At 72.5% G+C, this 4,663-nt stretch carries 4 protein-coding genes and 1 pseudogene; 2 read left to right on the top strand and 3 right to left on the bottom strand.

Annotated elements, in window-relative coordinates; genetic code table 11:
- Window positions 1-254 (top strand): annotated as a pseudogene (locus tag AB0J52_RS28135) (MFS transporter); the annotation flags it as partial.
- A gap of 108 nt (window positions 255-362) precedes the next feature.
- Window positions 363-1,703 (top strand): FAD-binding oxidoreductase, encoded by a 1,341-nt coding sequence (locus AB0J52_RS28130; RefSeq protein WP_500185430.1) that lies wholly within the window; start codon window positions 363-365, stop codon window positions 1,701-1,703.
- 85 nt (window positions 1,704-1,788) lie between these two features.
- On the opposite strand, the gene AB0J52_RS28125 is transcribed toward AB0J52_RS28130, so the two are convergent.
- The 3 genes from AB0J52_RS28125 to AB0J52_RS28115 all read right to left on the bottom strand — a co-directional run bounded on the left by AB0J52_RS28125 (window position 1,789) and on the right by AB0J52_RS28115 (window position 4,450).
- Window positions 1,789-2,277, bottom strand: a complete 489-nt coding sequence (locus tag AB0J52_RS28125; protein WP_500185428.1) for a cupin domain-containing protein — start codon at window positions 2,275-2,277, stop codon at window positions 1,789-1,791.
- Between the two features lie 17 nt (window positions 2,278-2,294).
- Window positions 2,295-3,194 (bottom strand): RNA polymerase sigma-70 factor, encoded by a 900-nt coding sequence (locus AB0J52_RS28120; RefSeq protein WP_500185426.1) that lies wholly within the window; start codon window positions 3,192-3,194, stop codon window positions 2,295-2,297.
- Between the two features lie 74 nt (window positions 3,195-3,268).
- Entirely contained in the window at window positions 3,269-4,450 is a 1,182-nt protein-coding gene (locus AB0J52_RS28115) for an FAD-dependent monooxygenase (protein ID WP_500185425.1), read from the bottom strand.
- Between the last annotated feature and the right edge of the window lie 213 nt (window positions 4,451-4,663).

Genomic DNA, 4,663 nt, shown 5'->3' with positions numbered 1-4,663 from the left:
GCGACGGCACGGACGGCACGTCCGACTCGCTCGCGGGCGCGGTCGCCGCGAGCCGCCACCTGCCCGCGGACGAGGGCGCGGCGCTGCTGCACACCGCGCGCGAGGCGTTCACCACGAGCCTGCACGTCATCGGTGTCGTCTCGGCCGTCCTCTTCATCGGGCTGGCCGTCCTCACGCTGGTGACGCGTCCGCGCGCTCCCAAGGCCGGGGACGCACTGCCCGCCGAGCCGGAGGCCGAATCCGCCGTCGCGTGACCGCCCCTCCTTTCCTGTGGCGTAGGTCACGCTCTCCTCTCCGTCACAAATTCCGCTCGGCCGTCGTCATGTGTACGACCTGGCGGAACAACTGATCGGGGAAACGCCATGACTTCGGCAATCGACAACCTCCGTCGTGACTTCGGCGGCGACATCATCGAACCGGGCGGCGCGGAGTACGAAACGGCGTCCCGCTCGGTTCTGGCGCAGGGAAGCCCGGCCTATGTCCTGCGCCCCGGAAATGTGGACGATGTGCGGGCGGGAATCCGGTTCGCGGCCGAGGCCGGCCTTTTCCTGTCGGTGCGCGGCGGCGGCCACGCCTTCGCCGGATTCGGCACGAACGACGAAGGCGTCGTCATCGACCTCGCCCGGCTCGCGGACGTCGAGATCGCGGGCGGGGACCGGCGCGTCGTCCGGATCGGCGGCGGGGCGACCTGGGGCCGGGTCGCGGACGCGCTCGCACCGCACGGCCTGGCGATCTCCTCCGGCGACACCAGGAGCGTCGGCGTGGGCGGGCTGACGCTGAGCGGCGGCATCGGCTGGAAGGTCCGCAAGCACGGCCTGGCCCTGGACAGCCTGGTCGCGGCCGAGGTGGTCACCGCCGCCGGGGACGTCGTGCGCGCGAGCGCGGACGAGAACCCCGAGCTGTTCTGGGCGCTGCGCGGCGGCGGCGGCAACGCCGGGATCGTGACCGCCTTCGAGTTCGCCGCGCACCCGACCACCGACGTCCACTTCGGCAAGCTCACCTTCCCCGCCGCGGAGCTGCCCGCCGTGCTCCAGGGCTGGGCCGACCACCTGCGCACCGCGCCGGAGGAACTCAGCTCCGTCGTGAACTTCGCCAATCCCTTCGCGGGCGGCCAGAATGCCCCGATCGAGGTTCTCGTCGCCTTCGACGGCGACGACGCGGAAAGCGCGGCGGCGGCCATCGACCCCCTTCGCCGACTGGGCACGGTGGTGTCCGACGATGTCACGCTGCGGCCCTATGCCGAAATCCTTGAGGAAGGAACCGCCCCGCCGCCCGGAATCGCCTTCTTCACCCGCGCCGCTTTCGTCGAGAGCGAGTCGGTCCCCGAGACCCTGCGCGTCATCACCGAGGTCGCCTCGGCGGCCGGATCGCCGTTCTTCTCCGTCCGCAGCGTCGGCGGGGCCGTGTCCCGGGTGCCGGACGACGCGACCGCCTACGCGCACCGCCGCGCGGAGCTGATGTTCGTAACCACCATCGGCGGTCCGCAGCCGGTCGTCGCGGCGGCCCGTCCCGCGCTGGACGCGGTCTGGGCCGAGCTCGCCCCGCACACCAGCGGCGCCTACGCGAACTTCCTCACCACCGCCACGGACGAGGACGTCGCCGCGGTCTACCCGGCGGAGACCCGCAAGCGCCTCGCGGCGGTCAAGCAGCAGTACGACCCCGCGAACCTGTTCGCCGGCAACCACAACGTCCGGCCCGAGTGAACCGGGCCCCCAGGAAGCTCCCACCTGGTCGGGGCATCGGCCGGGCCGCCTGGGCGGGAGCTTCCCAGGCGGCCCTTCTCGCAGGTCAGACCATGAATTGATCGTGGCGCTCGTAGAGCTCGGTCCACTCCTCGTCGCTGAGCCGCCGCCCCGTCCGGACGATCTCGGCCAGCTCCTCGAAGTACGGCTCGCGGGGCGCGCCGGGCGCGAACAGCACCAGCATCGTCGCCGGCCCGTCCTCGTTCTTGAACGCGTGGACGCCGCCGGGCGGCGCGTACAGGAAGTCGCCCGGCTCGCCCTTCGTCCAGGTGTCGCCGTTGAACAGGCTCACCGTTCCGTCCAGCACGTAGAACGACTCGGAGAACGTCCGGTGGAAGTGCGGCGATCCGCCGGTCTGCTCCGCGCCCATCTCCCACCGGTACAGCCCGAAGTGCCCGTCGGTGCTCTCGCCGGTCGCCAGGTAGCGCACCTGCGTGCGGCTGCCGATGACCAGCTCCGGCGGGGTGCCGGCGGTGCGGAACACGGCGCTGTTCTCGCCCTTGTCCGCCAGATAGGTCGCGTCCGGATATGACATCGTGATTCTCCCGTTCGTCAGCGACGGAGCGTCGTCTCGCGTCCGATGGCAGACAGTTTCTCGGGATTCCGGACGGCGTACAGCCCGCTGATGAGCCCGTCCCGGACCTGGACCCCGAGCACCGAGTCGAGCTCGCCGTCGCGGCGCAGCAGCAGCGCGGGGTGGCCGTTGACGTCGACCGGTTCGAGCGTCACCGCGCCGGAGAGCCGGGCCAGCACCCCGGCCACCACGTCCACGCCGGTGAACGGCTCCAGCGCGGCCCGCACGACCCCGCCGCCGTCGGTCAGCAGGACCACGTCGGGCGCGAGGACGTCCAGCAGCCGCTGGAGGTCGCCGGTCTCGGTCGCGCGGCGGAACGCCTCCACGGCGTCCCGGGTCTCGACGGCCGACACCGCCTCGCGCGGACGCCGCGCCGCCACGTGCGCCCGCGCCCGGTGCGCGATCTGCCGGACGGCCGCCGGGGCCTTGTCCACCGCCGCCGCGATCTCGTCGTAGTCGAGGCCGAACACCTCGCGCAGCACGAACACGGCCCGCTCGGTCGGCGTGAGCGTCTCCAGGACGAGCAGCACCGCCATCGACACGCTGTCGGCCAGTTCGACGTCGTCGGCGACGTCCGGCGTGGTCAGCAGCGGTTCGGGCAGCCACGGCCCGACGTAGGACTCGCGGCGGCGGCCGAGTGTGCGCAGCCGGGTCAGCGCCTGCCGCGTGGTGATCCGGACGAGGTACGCCCGCCGGTCCCGCACGCCGTCGAGGTCCACGCCCGTCCAGCGCAGCCAGGTCTCCTGGAGGACGTCCTCGGCGTCGGCGGCCGACCCGAGCATCTCGTAGGCGACCGTGAACAGCAGATTGCGGTGCTCGACGAACGCCTCGGTCGCCGGATCGGCCGTCCCGGCCGCCGGTCGGGTCTTCTCATCCATGGTCGCCCCCCACTCGTCCTGATTCTGCCGCCCACAAGACGCTCGCCGTCGTCCGGCTGTGACGGTGGCGTACGTCACACCATCGGACGGCCGACGCGGCGGTACTCGGGCAGCGGCCGCGCGTTCCTGCCCTGGAGACGGCGCTCGACCGCCCCGGCGGCCCGCATCAGCGGCGATCGTGCCAGGACATCCCGGACGCGCCGTCCGTTCTCCGTCCTCGGCAGCATGAGCCGGACGTTCGCCCCGATCCGCTGCTTGAGCTCGACCAGGGGCCGGTGGACGGCGTCGAAGCGCGCGAACGCGACGCGGTGGTCCCCGCCTGCGGCGGCCAACTCCCCGGCCAGCCGGTATGCGCCGACCAGGGCCAGTTCCGCGCCCGCCCCCGAGGCCGGGGACGCGCACCACGCGGCGTCGCCGACGAGCGCGACGCGTCCGTTCGCCCAGGAGTCCATGTGCACCTGGGCGAGTGCGTCGAAGTAGAACTCGGGGTCCTCCAGCGCGGCGGCGAGCAGGCCCGCGGTCGGCCGCCACGGGTGGCCCGCGAACGCCTCCGCGACCAGGCGCTTGTGCTCGGCGGCGTCGCGGTGGTCGTAGTCCAGTGGCGGGGAACGGAACATGAAGTACGCCTTGGCCTGCGGGTGCTTGCCCGACCGGTAGATCCCGGTCATCTTGCCGGGCGTGTTGAACATCGTGACCCAGCGGTCCTCGCCGAGGGACGCGTCGGCGTCGGCGAACGCGAAGTAGTGGTCCTTGAACCGGACGAACCGCTCCTCCGGCCCGAACGCCAGCCGCCGGACGGTGGAGTGCATCCCGTCCGCCCCGACCACCAGGTCGAAGCGGCGGGCGGGCGCGTGCTCGAAGGTGACCGACACCCCGTCGGCGTCCTGCTCCAGCTCGCGGATCGAGTCGCCGAACAGGATCTCCACGTCGGTCGCCTCGCTCAGCAGCGCCACCAGGTCGCCGCGCATGATCTCGACCGAGCCGGCGCCCCGGGTGTCGATCCGCGCGACGGCGCGGTCGGCGGCGTCCACGAACTTCATCCCGTGCACGTCGGCGGCCAGCTCGCGCGCCCTGGACATGATCCCCGTACGCTCGGCCACCGCGACCGCGTCGTCCCGGATGTCGACCCCGTTGCCGCCGGACCGGAGCCGGGGTGCGCGCTCGACGACGGTGGGCCGGAAGCCGTGCCGGACCAGCCAATGGGCCAGCGTGAGCCCGGCGATGCTCGCACCGGAGATCAGGACGGTCTCGGTCATGACGGCTCCTTCGCGCTACAGTGAACTGAAATGCACGTTCCAGTTCGAGTATGTGGAAGGAGCATTCCACTTGTCAACGTCTCCCGACGCACGTCCTTCCGGCGCACGGTCCTCCGCCGCACCGCCTCCCGCCGAACCCCGCCGCCGCGCCGACGCCGCGCGCAACCGGCAGCTCGCCCTGGACGCCGCCATGGCCCTGCTCGCCGAACCCGG

Origin of the sequence: Spirillospora sp. NPDC049652, assembly GCF_040675125.1 — a bacterium.
Lineage (GTDB): Bacteria > Actinomycetota > Actinomycetes > Streptosporangiales > Streptosporangiaceae > Spirillospora.
This window is presented reverse-complemented; position numbering and strand designations above follow the sequence as displayed.

Excerpts from the sequence above, each read along its gene's own strand:
- AB0J52_RS28130 (WP_500185430.1), top strand. The coding sequence starts at position 363 with ATGACTTCGGCAATCGACAACCTCCGTCGTGACTTCGGCGGCGACATC.
- AB0J52_RS28125 (WP_500185428.1), bottom strand. The coding sequence starts at position 2,277 with ATGTCATATCCGGACGCGACCTATCTGGCGGACAAGGGCGAGAACAGC.
- AB0J52_RS28120 (WP_500185426.1), bottom strand. The coding sequence starts at position 3,194 with ATGGATGAGAAGACCCGACCGGCGGCCGGGACGGCCGATCCGGCGACC.
- AB0J52_RS28115 (WP_500185425.1), bottom strand. The coding sequence starts at position 4,450 with ATGACCGAGACCGTCCTGATCTCCGGTGCGAGCATCGCCGGGCTCACG.